The following is a 16,146-nucleotide window of genomic DNA, read 5'->3' as shown; positions in this document are numbered from 1 at the left end:
GATCGGGGTCAGTCGAGCAGCGTGTCACCCCGGACGGTCGCCGCCGCGAGGTGCTCGGGGGCGACGCGGCCGAAGAGCTGGCGGGTGCGCGTCGGGGAACCGACGACGCCGGGCCGCTCGCTGTAGGCGAGGATCGCGGCGTGCCGCGGCGAGCCGCCCTCGACGGGCGCGACGCGGTGCAGGGCGAAGCGCCCGCGGAACAGCTGCAGGTCGCCGGGGCGCAGCTCGAGACGGCGCACCGGCGTGCGGTCGCCGTCGAGCACGGCCCGCACCCCGGCGTGGTTCTCGTCCCCGGCCGAGCGCAGGCCCGGGCAGTACTCGAACGCGCCGCCGCCCTCGGGCGCGCGGGTCAGCAGGCTGACGGCCAGCTCGTTGGTGTCGAAGTGCCACGGGTGGTCCCCGCCGGGGGCCACGACGTTGAGCGTCAGGCCCGCGTACGGGTCGGCCAGCGGGTGCACCTCGGGCACCTCGAAGCACGCGGCGAGCAGCCGGTGCAGGCCGGGGTGGGCGTAGAGCCGCGCGACGAGGTGGTCGGCCGGGATGTGGTCGCGGGCGACGAAGGCGTTGCGTCGCTGCAGCACGACGCGGGCCGGGTGGTCGTCGGGCAGCGTGGGGTCCGGGTCGGTGTTGTAGACGTTCACCTCGGCGACGTCGGTGTGTGCCGCCCCGGCGACGGCGTCACCCTGCGCCCGCAGCAGGTCGTGCTGCTCGGGACGGACGACGTCGCGCAGCACCGTGCACCCGCGGGCGCGCAGATCCGCCCGGGCGCGGTCGACGACCCCGCCCCAGGTCGGGTGGTCGGGGTCGTCGAGGGGGTAGCGCCACGGGTCGACGATCTCGTCGATCCCCCGCCCGCCGAGCACGTCCGCACCCACGGGGGTGAACCGTAGCGACGATCACGCCGGGCCCGCCCCGTCCATCAGGGCGGGCCGGGCGCGATCACCGACTAGCGCGGGTTCCGGATGAAGTCGGCGCAGCGCTCACCGATCATCATCGTGGTGATGCACGGGTTGACCGTGATCAGGTCGGGCATGATCGACCCGTCGGCGACCCGCAGGCCGTCGACGCCCTTCACCCGCAGCTGCGCGTCGACGGGGGCCATCGCGTCGGAGTCCGCGCCCATCTTCACCGTGCACGACGGGTGGTAGACGGTGTTGTGGGTGTTCTTGATGTACTCGAAGAGCTCCTCGTCGGTCGAGTCCTGCTCCCCCGGCGCGAGCTCCTTGCCCACCCAGTCCTTCAGCGCCGGCGCCGCCGTGATCTCCCGGGCGACGCGGATACCCCGGATCATGACCTCGCGGTCGTGCTCGTGGGTGAAGTACCGCGGGTCGACCTTCGGCTTGTCGTGGTAGTCGCGGGTCGACAGCCGGACCGTGCCCTTCGACTGGGCGCCGGTGACGTTCGGCGTGAGGCAGAACGTGTTGTCGGCGGTCGGGTAGCCGTGGCGCACGAGGTTCATGTCGAACGGCACCGAGCCGTAGTGGAACATCAGGTCGGGCGTGGTCCGGCCCTCGGCCCCCGCGAAGATCCCGATCTGCCACCACTGCGTCGAGGCCGTCGGCATCGGCTGCAGGGCCTCCCACTGCACGAGTCCCTCGGGGTGGTCCTGCAGGTTCTCCCCCACGCCCGGGGCGTCGACGACGACCTCGATCCCGATCTCGCGCAGGTGCGCGGCCGGCCCGATGCCCGAGAGCATCAGCAGCTTCGGGCCGTCGATCGCCCCGGACGAGAGGACGACCTCGCGCCGGGCGGTCACGTCGATCGCGTGCCGGGTGTCCGGGGTGCGCAGGCGCGCGCCCGTCGCCCGGGGCCGCGACCCGGAGGTGTCGAGGTTCAGCTTCTCGGCCCGGTAGCCGGTCATCAGCGTCAGGTTGGGGCGGTCGAGGTTCGGGTGGATGTAGGCCACCGACGCCGACGACCGCGAGCCGTCGGGCTTCGCGTTCACCTGGAACCAGTTCGCGCCCCGGAGCACCGTGCGGCCGGTGTTGAACGGCGTCGTCGGGAGCCCGACCTGCTCGCACGCCGCCAGCAGCGCCTCACCGCACGGGTCCTGGTCGCCCACCGTCCGGATGGTGACCGGCCCGTCGGTGCCGCGGCCGGGGGCCTCGGCCTCCTCCGTCGTGTCCAGCGCGGTCTCGAGCTTGCGGTAGAAGGGGTAGCACTCCTCCGCGCTCCAGCCGGTCGCGCCGCCGGCGGCCCAGTCGTCGAGGTTCTCCTTCGGCGCCCAGAAGGCGATCGCGGAGTTGTGGGAGGAGCAGCCCCCCAGCACCTTCGCGCGGGCGTGGCGCATGAAGGAGTTGCCCGACTCCTGGGGCTCGATCGGGTAGTCCCAGTCGTAGCCGGACTCGAGCAGCTCCATCCACCGGCTCAGGTCGAGGATCTGGTCGTCGCCGACGTCCGAGGGTCCGGCCTCGATGAGGCAGACGGACACGTCCGGGTCCTCGGACAGCCGGGAGGCGACGGCGCATCCGGCCGTCCCTCCGCCGACGACGACGTAGTCGAACTCGCTCTCCGCCATCACGCCTCCTGGACGGGCTTGTCGGTCGGGGTGTCCACACGGGCGTGCTCGGCGACGACGCCCGTCTTGTGCTGCTGGACGAACCAGTAGTACGCGAACCCGGCGCCGAGGATGATCCCCGGCAGCAGCACGCCGCCCCACTGGAGGTACCAGTGGAAGGGCTCGCTGGCGTTGTAGATCTCGTTGCGGGGCCAGGCGAGGTTCACGGTCATCAGGCCGCCCCAGATGATCGCCAGGATGTTGACCGGGAGACCCCAGCGGCCCAGCGAGAAGCCGTCGGGACGGGGCTGCCAGGTGCCGCGCAGCCGCTGGAAGAGCATCGGCACGGTGACCAGCAGGTAGGCCGTGTAGATCATGATGATCGCGATGGACGTGACCACGGTGTAGATCTGCGGGCTGAAGGTGACCATCAGCAGGACGATCGCGATGACCCCGATCGTCACCGACGAGACCACCGGGGTGCCGAAGCGCGGGCTGATCGTGCACAGCTTGGTGCCCGCGGGCAGGTTGTTGTCCCGGCTCATCGCGAACGCGAGCCGGATCGCGGCGGCGTGCACGGCGAGCGCGCAGACCACGACGGCCACGGCGACCGCGACGAGGATGACGGTGCCGCCGAAGGGGCCGAGCACCGCGAGGACCAGGGCCTGCAGCCCGCCGAGCTGGCTGAACGTCGGGTCGGCGAGGTCCGGGGCCGACATGATCGCGAACAGCAGGATCAGCCCGCCGAGCAGGAACGAGAAGAAGAGCGCCCGCAGGATGGCCTTCGGCGCGTTGCGCCGCGGGTCGTGCGACTCCTCGGCCAGCGAGCTCGCCGTGTCGAAGCCGTACATGACGTAGAGCGAGGCGAACATCGCCACGAGGAAGGCGCCTGCGTACCCGAGCGGCCGCCCGCTCGTGTCGATCCCGCCGTTCGAGAGCACGACCTGCGGCCCGCGGACGATGTTGATCGCGAGCAGGATGATCAGCAGGACCGCCGCGATCAGCTCGATGAACACCCCGGTCGAGTTGATCTGCGCCATCAGCTTGGTGCCGAAGGCGTTGATCACGGTGGTGAAGACGATCAGGGCCGCGGCCAGGATGACGCCGTTGAGCGCCTCGGCGTTGGTGGTGTCCTCGGGGATGAACTGGAAGCCCGACCAGATCTCGGGCAGCGTCGCCTGCAGCGCCAGCGCCACGGCGGCGATGGAGACGATCGACGCGGTGAGCATCGTCCACCCGGCGAGCCACGAGACCCCGTGGTTCGAGAGCCGCTTGCTCCAGTTGTAGATCGACCCGGCCACCGGGAAGCGCGCGGCCAGCTCGCAGAAGCACAGCGCCACCATCAGCTGTCCGACGAAGACCAGCGGCCAGGACCACCAGTACGACGGGCCCCCGGTGCCCAGCCCCAGGTAGAAGAGCTGGAACGTGCCGGTGAGGATCGAGATGTAGCTGATGCCGGCCGCGAAGGTGTGGAAGCTCCCGAGGGACCGCACGAGGCTCGGCTTGTAGCCGAACTCGTCGATGTCCTCGGAATCGGCCGCGCTGGCCTGCTTGTGCTCCTTCTCGTGGCTCGTGCTCATGAACCACTCCCATGCTGTGTGGAGGAGGGGAACCACCCGGTCGGGCCCGGCCGGGTGTTGGTCCAGATGTGCTTCGGCTCCTGGTACTCGGCTAGGCCGGCCCGTCCGAGCTCCCGGCCGACCCCGGAGTGGCCGAAGCCGCCCCACTCGGCGGCCGGGACGTACGGGCCGAAGTCGTTGATCCAGATCGTGCCGTGGCGCAGCCGGGCCGCGACCTCCTCGCACGTGCCGTGGTCGGACGAGAACACCGCGCCGGCGAGGCCGTACTCGGTGTCGTTGCCGATGCGGACGGCGTCGTCGAGGTCGGTGAACGTCTCGACGGTGAGCACCGGCCCGAAGGACTCCTCGTGGACCACCGTCATGTCCTGGGTGCAGCGGTCGAGGATCGTCGGCGGGTAGAAGTACCCGTCCCGGAGCTTCGGGTCGGTCGGGCGCTCGCCGCCGCAGCGCAGCACGGCGCCCTCGGCGACGCCCGCGGCCACGTAGGCCTCGACCTTGTCGCGGTGCGCGGCGGAGATCAGGGGCCCGGTCTCGGTCTCCGGGTCGTCGGGGCCGCCCATCCGGATGCGCTCGGCACGGCGCACCAGGTCGTCGACGATCCGGTCGTGCGCGGACTCCTCCACCACCAGCCGCGCCCCGGCGGAGCACACCTGCCCGGAGTGCAGGAAGATCGCGGTGAGGGCGTTGTCCACGGCGGTCTCGTGGTCGGCGTCGGCGAAGAGCACCAGCGGGTTCTTGCCGCCCAGCTCGAGGGCGACCTTCTTCACCGTCGGCGCCGCGGACTCCATGATCCGCCGCCCGGTCACCAGGCCGCCGGTGAAGCTGACCATGTCGACGCGCGGGTCGGTGGAGAGCGGAGCGCCGGCCGCGGCCCCCGCGCCGAGGACGAGGTTCGCGACGCCGTCGGGCACCCCCGCCTCGGCCAGCAGCTCCATGAGGATGATCGCCGTGTGGGGCGTCAGCTCGCTGGGCTTGAGGACGAACGAGCAGCCTGCCCCGAGCGCCGGCGCGACCTTCCACGCCGTCTGCAGCAGCGGATAGTTCCACGGCGTGATCAGCCCGCAGACGCCGACGGGCTCGTGGACGACCTTGCTGCGCGCGGCCGGGATGCCGGTGTCGACCAGGCGCCCGTCGTCGGACGCCGCGAGGTGCCCGAACCACCGGAAGCAGTTGATGATGTCGTCCATGTCGATCTCGGACTCGGCGACCCGCTTGCCGGTGTCGTCGGTCTCGGCCCGCGCGAGGCGCGCCTTGTCGCGGACCATGAGATCCGCGACCCGCAGCAGCAGGCCGCCCCGCTCCGGCGCGGGCACCGAGGTCCACCGGCCGTCGTCGAAGGCGCGGCGGGCGGCCCCGATGGCCAGCTCCGTGTCCTTCGCCCCGGCCTCGTCGACCTCGGCGACGAGGTGCCCGTCGGCCGGTGACCGGATTTCGCGCTTCCCTCCGTCGACGGCCGACGTCCACGCTCCGTCGATGAACAGCTCCGCCACAGCCGGATTCCCCTCCCCGTCGTCACCCGGACGGCCCTGTGCCAGGGCCCGATGAGTATCGACCTTCTCCTAGCGATCGCACCATGCCTTGACAGCCGCCACACGCGGCGCAGCAGCCGATCGACGGGCGCCGATCGGACTAGCGCGACGGCCCGCGCCGCCCGTCCGGAGTACGCGCCACGAGGCTCGCGCGCCCGAGGCCCTCGTCGTGATCGATGACGTCGAGGTGGCCGAACGCCGCGAGCAGCTCGCCCGGGGCGGCGCGGAACGGTCCGCCGGTGTCGCCGACCTCCGACAGCACACTGATCACCAGCAGCCCGCCCGGCGCGAGGGCGTCCACGAGCGCGGGGTAGAGCGCCGGGTCGCGGAAACGCTGGCAGACCACGATGTCGTACGGCCCGGCGGCACGGAGCGCAGCGGAGCTGCCGCGCCGGAGGCGGGTGACCGCGACGGGCAGCCCGTCGTCGAGGTCCGCCGCGATCCAGTGCACGTCGGGCGCCTCGGCCCGGCCCGCCTCGAGGGCCACGGGTGAGACGTCGACGGCGTCCACGTCGAGGCCGCGGCGCGCGAGCCACACCGCGACCTGGCCGCGCCCGCAGGCGAGGTCGAGCGCGCGTCCCGCGGTCGGGACGAGGTCCTCGCGGCCGATCAGCGCGTCCGGCGGACCCGGCTCGCCACGGCCGAGGCCGGCGAACCGGGCGTCCCAGCGCTCCCGGTCGGCCCGGCTCACGGGCCCGAGCCCCGCTCCGCTGCGTCTCCCGGGCTCAGGGCTTGCGGCCCACGACACCCGCGATGCAGCGCTGGGCCGGCACGAGCGGCTGCAGCATCGGGCCGTCCGGCCACCACTTCACGCACAGCTCGAGGCCCGGCTCGACGAGGTCCAGGCCGGGCATCATCGCGAGGATCTCGTCACGGGTGCGGAACCGGCCGGTGCCCAGCGGGCTGTGGAGGAAGACGTCCTCCATCCGCCGGGCGACCACGCTGTCGTCGTCCTGCGGGTCGAGGAAGTGGCTCAGCGCGACGTACGAGCCCGACGGCAGCGCGTCGACGTACTGCTTCATGATCTCCGCGCACGACAGACCGGACTCGTCGTAGTGATGCAGTGTGCCGAGCTGCAGCAGGGCGAGCGGACGCGAGAAGTCGATGTTCCGCGTGACCGTCGGGTCCTCGAGCACCTCCGCGGGATGCGTGAGGTCGCCCGGGGAGAAGAACGTCTGGTCGTTCTCCTCGAGCAGCGCGCGGCCGTGGGCGACGACCGACGGGTCGTTGTCGACGTAGACCACCCGCGCCTCGGGACGCAGCCGCTGGGCGGCCTGGTGGGTGTTCTCCGCGGTCGGCAGCCCCGATCCGAGGTCGAGGAACTGGTCGATCCCGGCCTGACCGGCGAGGAACCGGACGGCGCGCACGAGGAAGGCGCGGTGGTCGACCGTGAACTGCTCGATCTCCGGCGCGACCTGGCGCAGCTTGTCGACGACCTCGCGGTCGGCGGGGTAGTTGTCCTTGCCGCCGAGGGCCGTGTCGTAGACGCGCGCGATGCTCGCCTTGCTCGTGTCGATGTAGGCAGGAGCGGACCCCGAGCGGTACGAGGAGTGCGCAGCGGTCATCGGCAACCAATCGCGAGGTACGTCACGGACGGTCGATCACCCTAGGAGGGTACGCGGAACGACCCGATCACGGGTCGGCGAGCGGACAGAGGCGTCTCGCGCCGTGTAACGTCTCGACCTCGCGGCGGGGTGGCGCGCCCGCAGGGGCACGCCGAGATCAGGCCGGACAGCAGAGCTGGGGAGCGCACGAGCGTGGCCGAACGGGAGCAGCAGGAGCCCGAGGGCGCCGGACCCACCGCACGACGGATCATCCTCGGGGCGCAGCTGCGCAGGCTCCGGGAGCGCGCCCAGGTGGCGCGGTCGGACGCGGCGTGGTCGATCCGCGGGTCGGACTCCAAGATGAGCCGCCTCGAGGCCGGCAAGGTCGGCTTCAAGGAGCGCGACGTCGCCGACCTGCTGACGATGTACGGGATCACCGACGAGGACGAGCGCGAGCTGCTGCTCGACATGACCCGGCGCAGCAACGAGCCGGGCTGGTGGCAGCCCTTCGGCGACGTGCTGCCCGACTGGTTCGAGGACTACGTCGGCCTCGAGATGAGCGCCTCGCGCATCCAGACCTACGAGCTGCTGTTCGTGCCCGGCCTGCTCCAGACCGAGGCGTACGCGCGGGCGATCATCACGTCCGGCCACCCGGAGCGCGCGAGCGCCGACGACGAGCGCCGTCTCGCCGTGCGCATGCGCCGCCAGCAGACGCTCGGGCGCCGCGACGCGCCGACGGTGTGGGCGATCGTCGACGAGGCCGTGCTGCACCGCCCGATCGGCGGCCACGCCGCCCTCGTCGAGCAGATCGAGCACCTGCTCGAGCTCTCGTCGCTGCCCAACGTCGTGGTGCAGGTCCTGCCGTTCACGCTGTCCGGCTACGCCGCGGAGAGCACCTTCTCGATCCTGCGGTTCGCCGAGCCGGAGCTGCCCGACCTCGTGTACCAGGAGCACCTGACCGGGGCGTCCTACCTGGACAAGCGCCCGGAGGTCGAGGCCTACAGCCGGGTCATGGACCGCGTCGCCGTCGACGCGCTGACACCCGACGAGACCCGGCAGTACCTCACGAAGCTCGCCGCCGAACGCCGGCCCGCCTGACGGGTCCGCCGCGGGTGCGGTGATCCCGCGCTCGCGACCCGCCGGAATCGGCATCTGCACGTGCAGATGATCCGCTCGGTTGCTATCGTTCGTGCACTGTCGGATGCACGTGCAGATGATCGAGGCGGTCGCATGGGCCAGGTGGCGAATGCACAGCTCGCCCTGCCGGACGTCATCTGGCGCAAGAGCGCCCGGTCGGGCAAGCAGGGCAACTGTGTCGAGCTCGCGCCGGTCAGCCGGCGCGGGGTCGCGGTGCGCAATTCCCGCTTCCCCGAGGGCCCGGCCCTCGTCTTCTCCGTCGCCGAGATGACGGCGTTCGTCGCCGACATCAAGGGCGGCGCGTACGACGACCTGCTCGGCGGCGACGGCGCCCCGGAGCTGGCATCGTGAGGCGCGGCGAGGGTTCCCGGCTGATGTGGCTGACGTGCGCCGTCGACGGCGCCGACCACGCGGTCTCCGACGCGGCGTTCCTGGCCGCGCAGGGCGGCGACGGGCGCTTCGAGGCCCTCTGCCGGGCGACCGTGTGGGCGTCGTCCCTCGCCGCTCCCCCGGCCGGTCGCTGCACGTCGTGCGCCGACGTCGCCGGCGAGCCCGCGCCCGGTGACCGCACGGACGACCGGCGCGGGCCCAGCCTGTGGTCGCGCCTCGTCCCGCGCGCCTCTGCCTGAGAGGTCCGGATCGCCCGATCGGTGGTAGCGCCGACGGGGGACCACCCGATCGCCAGGCGCAGCGGCCGTTCGGCGTAGCGTAGTCACTCCGTCTACGGACGGCCGTTGCGTCACCCGTACAGGTGTCGCGTCAGCCGAACGGCCAATTGCTCTCCGTATAACACCCTCCTACGCTCGTGATCTCATCGAGAGACCAGCGAGAGGGTTTCGTGATCCAAGCCGCGACGTCCACGGCGGTCCCCACGGGGGCCCCGACCCGGGTGGTCACCACCCCCGGGACGCCGGCGACACCACCTCGGGGCGGTCTTCTCGAACCCCTGCACGAGCTGCCCGGCCTGACGCGGGCGACCCTCGTCGACGCCTCGGGCGACCACGTGATCGCCGACCTCGGAGACGACGAGGACACCCGGGACGACACCGTTGCCGCGGTCCTCGCCTGGGGACGGCGGGCCGCGACGGTCGCCGTCGACCGCGAGCTCGTCCTCGACGACCTGATCGTCACCACCGACGCGGCGCACCACCTCCTGCGCCGGCTCGACACCCCGGCCGCGCCCGGGGCCTGGGTGTACCTGCGCGTCCGCCGCGACCAGGGCAACCTCGCGCTCGCCCGGCGTCGCCTCGCCGCGGTCGGCGTGGTGCGCACCCTCGCGCTGGAGCCGGCCCGGACGCCCGCTCCCGATCCCGTGCCGCGCTCGCCGGCTCCGGCGGCGCCCGCCATCCCCGCCGCCGCGGCGCCCGCGATCCCCGCCGCGGCGCCCGTGTCCGCGCCCGTGTCCGCGCCGATGTCCGCGCCGATGTCCGCGCCGGTGTCCGCACCCCTGTCCGCGCCCGTGTCCCCGTCGCCCCCCGCGACGCGGGTCCGCCGGGCCCCCACGACCTCCGTACCGGCTCCCGTGCCGGCGCGGACGCCGGCATCGTCGCCGGCATCAGCGGTGCCGGCTTCACCGTCGGCACCGTCGGCGCCGTCGGCACCCTGGCCGACCCGGGTCCCCGGACGGACCAGGCCGACCGCCGACGCCGCCCCGCTCGCGGCGGCGGCGCCCGCGGGACCGCCGGTGCTCCCGGCCCCCCGGCGCCCGCCCGGGCCGTCGGTCCCGGCGGCGGCCCCGGCCGAGCCGGTCCCGCCCCTCGACGCCGCGCCGCGCCGGGTCACGCCGGACAGCGCCGGCGTGCTCGGTCAGCGCTGGCGTTCCGACCCGGACACGTTGCGGCGTGTGCTGGCGGGCCTGCTCCGCCTCGGGCGCACCCCGCAGCCCGCCCTCACCGGCGCCCCGGAGGGCACCGACCCGACCACCACTCCCCGCTCACCCGGAGCGACCCCGACACGGAGGAAAGACAGAGAATGAGCGACATCGAGTACGCCCTCAACGCGGCCGCCAACATCAAGGGCGCGTTCGCCGTGGCGATCGTCGACTACGACAGCGGCATGACGCTGGGCTCCCGCGGCGGCAGCGCCGAGTTCGACCTCGACGTGGCCGCCCCCGGCAACAGCGAGGTCGTGCGGGCGAAGTTCGACGTCATGCAGAAGCTGGGCCTGCGCGAGACGATCGAGGACATCCTCATCACGCTCGACACGCAGTACCACCTCATCCGGCCGATCTACGGCAACCCCGAGGACAAGATGTTCTTCTACCTCGTCCTCAACCGCCAGCAGGCCAACCTCGCGATGGCCCGCCGCGACCTCAAGGTCATCGGCCAGCGCTTCTACCTCGACGACCCGTCGTCGGCCGCGGCGGTGCCGGCGCAGGACCAGGGCTACTACCAGCAGGCCGGCCGGCGCTGAGCCACGTCGACGGACAGGAGCGAGGGTGGGGCGACACCGCCACCTGACGTGCGTGCGGTCGGACGGGCTGTCGGCGGTCCTCACGCCGCTGCTCGACGACCGCCGCATCGTCGCCGCCACGCTCGTGGACGTCGACAGCGGCCTGGTCCTCGACGGCTACGTCGGCGACCCGGGCGAGCACCCGACGCTCGCCGACGTCGAGCTGCTCGGCGCGGCCCATGCGGACATGGTCCGGGCGGCGGCGGTCGTCGCCGGCCCGCAGCTCGCCGAGCTCACCGTGAGCACCGACGACGGCCACCACCACCTGCTCCACGCCGTGCCCGACCCGCACGGCGAGCGGCTGGCGGTGGCCGTCGTCGTGCGGGGCTCCCCCCGCCACGTCACCCGGGCGCGCCTGCGCCTGCGGACCGTGTCGGTCGAGGCCCTCACCGCCGGCCCCACGCTCGCCCGCCGCCCCGTGGACGGCAGCTGGACGGTCGACGACCCCGCGCCCGTGGCCCCTGCTGAGGACCCCGGGGACGAGGCCGCGGTCGGGGAGCCGGCCCCGGTCGCCGGGGCCGCTCCGCTCTCGGCCATGGCGCCGCGCGGCGCGGCGGAGCCCACCACCGCGACGACCGCGCTCTCCGGCACGGTGTCGTCGGTGGCGTCCCCGCTGGTGCCGGGGCTCGCGTCGGAGCTGTCCTCGCCGCTCGTCCCGCTCAGCGACGGACGGCCAGCGACAGCGCGAACCGGCCCTGCGGGTCGGTGAACCACCCGTCGTGGGAGAAGCCCGCGGCGGCCAGCTCCCCGCGGATGCGCTCGCGCGTGAACTTCGTCGAGATCTCCGTGCGCATCTCCTCGCCCTCGGCGAAGTCGACCTCGAGATCCAGCTCGGGCACCCGCACGTGCATGGGGCGCCGCGCCCGCAGCCGCATCTCGATCCGCCCGGCCTGCGGCACCCACACCGCGAGGTGGTCGAAGCCCGAGCGGTCGAAGTCGGCGCCGAGCACGCGGTTGAGCACCGAGAGCACGTTGAGGTTGAAGGCCGCGGTCACGCCCGACGAGTCGTCGTAGGCCGCGACGAGGGTCGCCTCGTCCTTGACCAGGTCCGTGCCCACGAGGAACGCCTCGCCCGGGTCGAGCGCGTCCGCGAGCGCCTCGAGGAAGTGCTGGCGGTCCGCGGGCTCGAAGTTGCCGAGCGTCCCGCCCAGCAGCGCCACGAGGCGGCGGCCGTCGCGCGGGACGCTGCGCAGGTCCTGGGTGAAGTCGGCGACGACGCCGTGCACGTCGAGGCCCGGGTAGGACTCGATCAGCCCCGGGACGGCCTCCTCGAGCGCGGACGGGGACACGTCGACGGGGATGTAGCGCGCGAGCGTGCCCGCGTCGCGCATCGCGTCGAGCAGCACGGGGGTCTTCGACGACGATCCGGAGCCCAGCTCGACGAGTGTGTCCGCGTCCGCGGTCCGCGCGATCGCGTCGGCGTTCCCGGTGAGCGCCTCGCGCTCGGCGGTGAAGGGGTAGTACTCGGGCAGTGCCGTGATCTGCTCGAACAGCTCGCTGCCGCGGGCGTCGTACAGCCACTGCGGGGTCAGCACCTTGGGGCTCGACGTGAGCCCGCGGCGGGCGTCCCGGCGCAGGGCCGCGTCGGCGTCGTCGGCGGTGAGATGGATGTCGAGCGCAGGCAGGCTCATCGGTGTCGGTTCACGTCCTGGGGTCGGGGCGCGCGTCCTCGCGCGGGCGCGCGCCGGCGTTCACGGCGTCGGGAACGAGAGAGGTCGCGGCTAGAGGGCCGCGACCGTGACCACGGGCGGGTCGTGGATCCCGCCGGGTCGGGCGGCGAGCAGGGAGCCCTCGGGAACCGGGGCCCAGGCGGGGTCGTCGTCGAGCGGCTCGGAGGCCACGGTCACCGCGCCGTCGGGATCGACGCGGTGGGACAGGGCGTGGTCGACGGCGGTCGCGATGACCTGGTCGCCGTCGGAGAGCAGGAGGTTGAGACGCGAGCCGGGCGCGGCGGCGAGGGCGTCGGAGGCGACCCCGGCGACGGCGTCGGCGGGGTCCTTGCCGGCGGCGATCCGCGCCCGCACCAGGGCCCACAACAGCGCCGAGTCGGTGGCGGCCTCGAGGGTCAGCAGGTCGACGGGCGGGAGCGTCGCGGCGAGACCGGCCATGCTGTGCGGCCACCCGCGGACGACGCCGTTGTGGCTGAACAGCCACGTCGACCCGGCCGCCTCGCCGCGGAAGGGTGCGCACGCCGCGGTCGACACCGGCATCCCCACCGTCGCCGAGCGCACCGCGGCGACGAGCGCCGTGGTCTCGACCGCCCGTGCAACGTCCAGGAACGACGCGTCGGTCCACATCGGGTCGTCGCGGCGGTACAGCGCCGTACGTGAGCGAACTTCGGTGCTATGGCCCGGAAGTTCGCTCACGTACCAGCCCACGCCGAACCCGTCGGCGTTGACGGTGCCGCCGCCGCGCATGTCGGCGGGCGCGTAGCTCTGCACCAGCAGCGAGTGCGGCGGCTCGGTCACGACCGAGGCGAGCGTGACCGGCGTGGGGCCCAGGTGGGCCAGGTGTCGGCACACGTCGGTCAGGCGTCCCGCGCGCAGCGGAAGCCGGAGAAGATCTGACGGCGGATCGGCAGGTCCCAGTTGCGGAACGTCGTGCGGGCGTTGGGGGTCCCGACGCCGAACGACGACCCGCGCAGCATCCGGAAGTCGCCGCCGAAGAAGACCTCGGAGTACTCCTTGTACGGGAACGGCTCGAAGCCCGGGTAGCCCGCGAAGCCGGAGTCGCACCACTCCCAGACGTCGCCGATCAGCTGGTGCACGCCGAGCGGCGACGCGCCCGTGGGGTAGGCCCCGACCGGGGCCGGCTGCAGGTGGCGCTGGTCGAGGTTGGCGCGCTCGGGCGTCGGGTCCTCGTCGCCCCAGGGGAAGCGGCGGGTCGTGCCGGAGGCGTGGTCGTAGCGCGCCGCGAACTCCCACTCCACCTCGGTGGGCAGGCGCTTGCCCGCCCACGTCGCGTACGCCGCGGCCTCGTGGAAGGACACGTGCACCACGGGCTGGTCGGCGACGTCGCCGATCGCCTCGCGGACACCGAACGACGTCCGGTACCAGCGGCCGTCGACCCGCTCCCAGGTCATCGGTGCCGTCCAGCCCTCGGCCGTGATGTGCTCCCAGCCGCGGTCGGACCAGGACGAGCGGTCGGCGTAGCCGCCGGCCTCGACGAACCGGGCGAACTCGCCGTTGGTCACCGGGGCGGCGTCGAGCCGGAACGGCTCGACGCGCACGGGGTGCGCGGGCTTCTCGTTGTCCAGCGCGAACGGCTCCCGGGAGGTCCCCATGAGGAACTCCGCGCCCTCGTGGAACACCTCCGTGCCGGCGAGCCCGGGGACGACCGCGGGCGGCGGCGGGGCCGCGTGCAGCACCGGCGCACCGGAGCGCAGCTGGTGGGTGGCGAGCATCGTCTCCACGTGCTGCTGCTCGTGCTGGACGATCATCCCGAACAGGAAGCCGTCGGCGAGCGTGCGGCGCTCGTCGAGCCGGCCGGCCTCGAGGTGCGCCAGGGCCAGCTCGCGCACGCGGTCGCCGTAGACGCGCGCCTCGGCCGGGTCGAGCAAGGGCAGGTCGGGGCGCCCGGAGCGCGGGTTGGTGAACGCGTCGTAGAGGTGGTCGACGTCCTCGCGGACACCGGCGACGACGTCGGCGTCCGGCGCCGCGCGCCGCACCAGCCAGAAGTCCTCCATGTTCGCGATGTGCGCGACGTCCCAGTGCAGGGGCGACATCAGCGGGGAGTGCTGACGGGTCAGGTCGGGGTCGTCCGCGGCGAACACATCGTGGGTCAGGGCGCGCGTGCGGGCCCGGGCGTCGGCGAGCTCGGCGGCCAGGCGGCGCCGCAGGGCGGCGCGGTCCGGGCCGGTCTCGCCGGGGGCACCGGGGGCGGGGCTGGTGGTGGTCACGGTCGTTCACCTCCGAGGAGGGTTCGGCGTCCCGACGACGGGAGGTCGTCCACGTCGGGTGGGTCCGCGTCCGGGTCGGGACGCAGACGGGTCTCGGCGTCGTCGAGCGGCTCGTCGGCCGGGCAGCGACCCCGCAGGATCCGTTCGGTGACGACGCGGTCGACCACCTCGCGGACGTCGGGGTCGACGTCGTCGAAGTCCGGGCCGGCGAGGGTCCGCAGGGCCTGGGAGAAGACGTCGCCGGCGGCCCGGCGGATCACGCGGTCCGCGAGGCCGTGCCGGGCCGCGGCGGTCCAGCGGTCGGCGGCGGGCTCGGCCGCGGCCCTGGCCCGCGCGACGGTGCGCGGGTCGTGCAGGAGCGCGGCGACCACCACCAGCGGCACCACCCACTCGTCGCCGGGCTGCTCGTCGAGGTAGCGCACCTCGAGGTGGCCCTGGGGGCGCACCGGCGGGAACAGCGTCGTCAGGTGGTAGTCGAGGTCCGACCGGGTCGGCGGCGTGTCCAGGCGCCCGTCGATCCACTCGGCGAACGTGACGTCGGGGGCCGCCCACGACGTGTCGGGGTCGTCGTCGCGGCGCACGCACAGCAGGCGCGTGTCGAGCACCCGCCGCGCGTACTCCCGGGCCGGGTCGTCGCCGAGCTCCGCGGGCGGGCTGGTGCGCTGCGGGTCGAGGGCCATCCACGCCGCCCACCGCGACGACTTCCAGCCGGTGCGCCGGCCGTGCACGACCGGGGAGTTGGCGAACGCGGCGAGCAGCACCGGGCCCAGCTCGTGCAGCGCCGCCCACCGCGCGGCGACGTCCTCGCCCTCGCCGGCGTCGAGACAGACCTGCACGGCCGTCGTCGAGCACATCATCGTGCGCCCGTGCGGGCCGATGCGGTCGAACGCCGCCTCCATCGCGGCGTACCGGGGCACCTGGAGCAGACGCCGCGGGGGTCGGAGCGGGTCGCTGGCCCGCGGCACGGGCACCAGGCCCTCGTTCGCGAGCAGCGTGCGCAGGGCGGCCACGTCGGTGCGCACACCGCGGATCAGGGCGCCGACGCCGGGCAGCGGTGGGCTGGCGATCTCCACCTGCCCGCCGGGCTCGACGGTGAGGGTGCCGCCCGCCGGCAGCGCGAGGGGCGCAGTGCGGGGAAGAGGTGGGCCGGAGGCCGGATCGCGGGCCAGGGAGTTGACCGGATCGACGGCCGCTGCGGCGGAGAGCGTGAGGGTGTCGGGAGCGTGCGGGCCGAGAGCACGGGCCAGCACGGCCGGGTCGAGGGGGCGGGCGGGGTCGTCGACGTGGCGCACGAGCCACTCGAGCTCGGTGCCGAGGAGACGCGGCGGCCCGTGCTTGAAGCACACCGAGGCCACGTACGCCTCGGCCGTCGCCCGGTCGGGCAGGGGTGCGTTCGGATCGAGGGCCACCCGGCGCCGCGCGGACGGGACGGCGGGACCGGCCGGGTCGCGGGACACATCGGCGGGGTCGTCGTGGCGCGCCGACGGTGTCGGAACCGGCACGAAGCCTC

16 protein-coding genes are annotated in these 16,146 nt (G+C 73.8%); 6 read left to right on the top strand and 10 right to left on the bottom strand.

Going from position 1 to position 16,146, the window contains the following annotated elements; translation table 11 throughout:
• Window positions 1-8: 8 nt before the first annotated feature.
• From ACR9E3_RS01140 to ACR9E3_RS01115, 6 genes are all read right to left on the bottom strand, one after another.
• Window positions 9-875 (bottom strand): HalD/BesD family halogenase, encoded by an 867-nt coding sequence (locus ACR9E3_RS01140; protein ID WP_460377790.1) that lies wholly within the window; start codon window positions 873-875, stop codon window positions 9-11.
• Between the two features lie 71 nt (window positions 876-946).
• Entirely contained in the window at window positions 947-2,518 is a 1,572-nt protein-coding gene (locus ACR9E3_RS01135; RefSeq protein ID WP_460377789.1) for a GMC family oxidoreductase, read from the bottom strand.
• Complete coding sequence (locus tag ACR9E3_RS01130) at window positions 2,518-4,077, bottom strand: APC family permease (RefSeq protein WP_460377788.1); 1,560 nt, start codon at window positions 4,075-4,077, stop codon at window positions 2,518-2,520. The genes ACR9E3_RS01135 and ACR9E3_RS01130 overlap by 1 nt, the downstream gene beginning before the upstream one ends.
• Window positions 4,074-5,567: an aldehyde dehydrogenase family protein gene (locus tag ACR9E3_RS01125; protein WP_460377787.1), complete on the bottom strand. Its 1,494-nt coding sequence runs from the start codon at window positions 5,565-5,567 to the stop codon at window positions 4,074-4,076. The genes ACR9E3_RS01130 and ACR9E3_RS01125 overlap by 4 nt, the downstream gene beginning before the upstream one ends.
• A gap of 139 nt (window positions 5,568-5,706) precedes the next feature.
• Entirely contained in the window at window positions 5,707-6,297 is a 591-nt protein-coding gene (locus tag ACR9E3_RS01120) for a class I SAM-dependent methyltransferase (RefSeq protein WP_460377786.1), read from the bottom strand.
• A gap of 34 nt (window positions 6,298-6,331) precedes the next feature.
• Window positions 6,332-7,171, bottom strand: a complete 840-nt coding sequence (locus tag ACR9E3_RS01115; RefSeq protein ID WP_460377784.1) for an SAM-dependent methyltransferase — start codon at window positions 7,169-7,171, stop codon at window positions 6,332-6,334.
• A 192-nt stretch (window positions 7,172-7,363) separates the two neighbouring features.
• Between ACR9E3_RS01115 and ACR9E3_RS01110 the strand changes: the two genes are divergently transcribed.
• The 6 genes from ACR9E3_RS01110 to ACR9E3_RS01085 all read left to right on the top strand — a co-directional run bounded on the left by ACR9E3_RS01110 (window position 7,364) and on the right by ACR9E3_RS01085 (window position 11,447).
• Window positions 7,364-8,248 (top strand): helix-turn-helix domain-containing protein, encoded by an 885-nt coding sequence (locus ACR9E3_RS01110; RefSeq protein ID WP_460377782.1) that lies wholly within the window; start codon window positions 7,364-7,366, stop codon window positions 8,246-8,248.
• Window positions 8,249-8,380: 132 nt separating this feature from the next.
• The gene (locus tag ACR9E3_RS01105; RefSeq protein ID WP_460377780.1) at window positions 8,381-8,638 is read left to right on the top strand and encodes a DUF397 domain-containing protein; all 258 of its coding nucleotides are present in this window, start codon (window positions 8,381-8,383) and stop codon (window positions 8,636-8,638) included.
• Complete coding sequence (locus ACR9E3_RS01100; protein WP_460377778.1) at window positions 8,635-8,916, top strand: hypothetical protein; 282 nt, start codon at window positions 8,635-8,637, stop codon at window positions 8,914-8,916. The genes ACR9E3_RS01105 and ACR9E3_RS01100 overlap by 4 nt, the downstream gene beginning before the upstream one ends.
• Window positions 8,917-9,125: 209 nt before the next feature.
• Window positions 9,126-10,262, top strand: coding sequence for a hypothetical protein (locus ACR9E3_RS01095; protein WP_460377776.1), 1,137 nt, complete (start codon window positions 9,126-9,128; stop codon window positions 10,260-10,262).
• Complete coding sequence (locus ACR9E3_RS01090; RefSeq protein WP_460377774.1) at window positions 10,259-10,699, top strand: hypothetical protein; 441 nt, start codon at window positions 10,259-10,261, stop codon at window positions 10,697-10,699. Before ACR9E3_RS01095 ends, ACR9E3_RS01090 begins: the two co-directional genes overlap by 4 nt.
• 25 nt (window positions 10,700-10,724) lie before the next feature.
• Entirely contained in the window at window positions 10,725-11,447 is a 723-nt protein-coding gene (locus ACR9E3_RS01085; protein WP_460377772.1) for a hypothetical protein, read from the top strand.
• On the opposite strand, the gene egtD is transcribed toward ACR9E3_RS01085, so the two are convergent.
• The 4 genes from egtD to egtA form a co-directional block, all read right to left on the bottom strand.
• Window positions 11,398-12,369, bottom strand: a complete 972-nt coding sequence (egtD, locus tag ACR9E3_RS01080) for an L-histidine N(alpha)-methyltransferase (RefSeq protein ID WP_460377770.1) — start codon at window positions 12,367-12,369, stop codon at window positions 11,398-11,400. The genes ACR9E3_RS01085 and egtD overlap by 50 nt on opposite strands.
• Before the next feature lie 90 nt (window positions 12,370-12,459).
• Window positions 12,460-13,260 carry an ergothioneine biosynthesis protein EgtC gene (egtC, locus tag ACR9E3_RS01075; protein ID WP_460377768.1) on the bottom strand — a complete coding sequence of 267 codons (801 nt, stop codon included), beginning with the start codon at window positions 13,258-13,260 and terminating at the stop codon, window positions 12,460-12,462.
• Between the two features lie 5 nt (window positions 13,261-13,265).
• The gene (gene egtB / locus ACR9E3_RS01070; protein ID WP_460377767.1) at window positions 13,266-14,636 is read right to left on the bottom strand and encodes an ergothioneine biosynthesis protein EgtB; all 1,371 of its coding nucleotides are present in this window, start codon (window positions 14,634-14,636) and stop codon (window positions 13,266-13,268) included.
• Window positions 14,633-16,138 (bottom strand): ergothioneine biosynthesis glutamate--cysteine ligase EgtA, encoded by a 1,506-nt coding sequence (gene egtA / locus ACR9E3_RS01065; RefSeq protein ID WP_460377765.1) that lies wholly within the window; start codon window positions 16,136-16,138, stop codon window positions 14,633-14,635. The genes egtB and egtA overlap by 4 nt, the downstream gene beginning before the upstream one ends.
• Window positions 16,139-16,146: the final 8 nt, after the last annotated feature.

The sequence above is a fragment of the Actinomycetospora sp. C-140 genome (genome assembly GCF_054796175.1).
This window is presented reverse-complemented; position numbering and strand designations above follow the sequence as displayed.

Excerpts from the sequence above, each read along its gene's own strand:
- ACR9E3_RS01135 (WP_460377789.1), bottom strand. The coding sequence starts at position 2,518 with ATGGCGGAGAGCGAGTTCGACTACGTCGTCGTCGGCGGAGGGACGGCC.
- ACR9E3_RS01130 (WP_460377788.1), bottom strand. The coding sequence starts at position 4,077 with ATGAGCACGAGCCACGAGAAGGAGCACAAGCAGGCCAGCGCGGCCGAT.
- ACR9E3_RS01115 (WP_460377784.1), bottom strand. The coding sequence starts at position 7,171 with ATGACCGCTGCGCACTCCTCGTACCGCTCGGGGTCCGCTCCTGCCTAC.
- ACR9E3_RS01105 (WP_460377780.1), top strand. The coding sequence starts at position 8,381 with ATGGGCCAGGTGGCGAATGCACAGCTCGCCCTGCCGGACGTCATCTGG.
- ACR9E3_RS01090 (WP_460377774.1), top strand. The coding sequence starts at position 10,259 with ATGAGCGACATCGAGTACGCCCTCAACGCGGCCGCCAACATCAAGGGC.
- egtD (WP_460377770.1), bottom strand. The coding sequence starts at position 12,369 with ATGAGCCTGCCTGCGCTCGACATCCATCTCACCGCCGACGACGCCGAC.